The sequence below is a fragment of the Vibrio sp. D173a genome (genome assembly GCF_030248475.1).
Map to the genome: position 1 here is coordinate 1 of NZ_JAHGAH010001487.1, position 613 is coordinate 613.

General features: G+C 48.8%; 1 pseudogene. It reads left to right on the plus strand.

From position 1 onward, the window contains the following. A pseudogene (locus KIV40_RS34245) lies at window positions 1–613 on the plus strand (PLP-dependent cysteine synthase family protein); the annotation flags it as partial.

Here is a 613-nt window from a genome sequence, read left to right on the forward strand (position 1 = left end):
AACGGTCTGCCGATACTCACCTTATCAAGCTTGATTTGCCGAGTGTTGAAGGCATCGATATCTACCTAAAAGATGAAAGTACACACCCTACGGGCTCTCTAAAACACCGCTTAGCGCGTTCACTTTTCCTATACGCGATTTGTAATGGCTGGGTTGGTCCAGAGACCACGATCATTGAATCATCATCTGGTAGCCCAAGAAAAAGATTGAGCAAATTGAGTTCTACGGCGGCCAAGCTCACCTAGTTGATCGCTCTGACCAGATTTATGCTGAGTCTCGTCGTCTGGCTGAAGAGCTGAATGGTCACTACATGGACCAATTCACCTATGCAGAGCGTGCAACCGACTGGCGCGGAAACAACAACATCGCCAACTCGATTTTCAACCAAATGCAAATGGAAGATCACCCTGTTCCAGCATGGGTCGTGATGAGCCCGGGCACTGGCGGTACTTCTGCAACCATTGGTCGTTTCATTCGCTACCAACAACATGAAACTAAGCTGTGCGTTGTCGACCCTGAGAACTCGGTATTCCATGATTTCTTTAAGACAGGTAATGTGGACCTCACTGGCGACAAGGGCAGCAAGATTGAAGGTATTGGTCGCCCTCGCGTT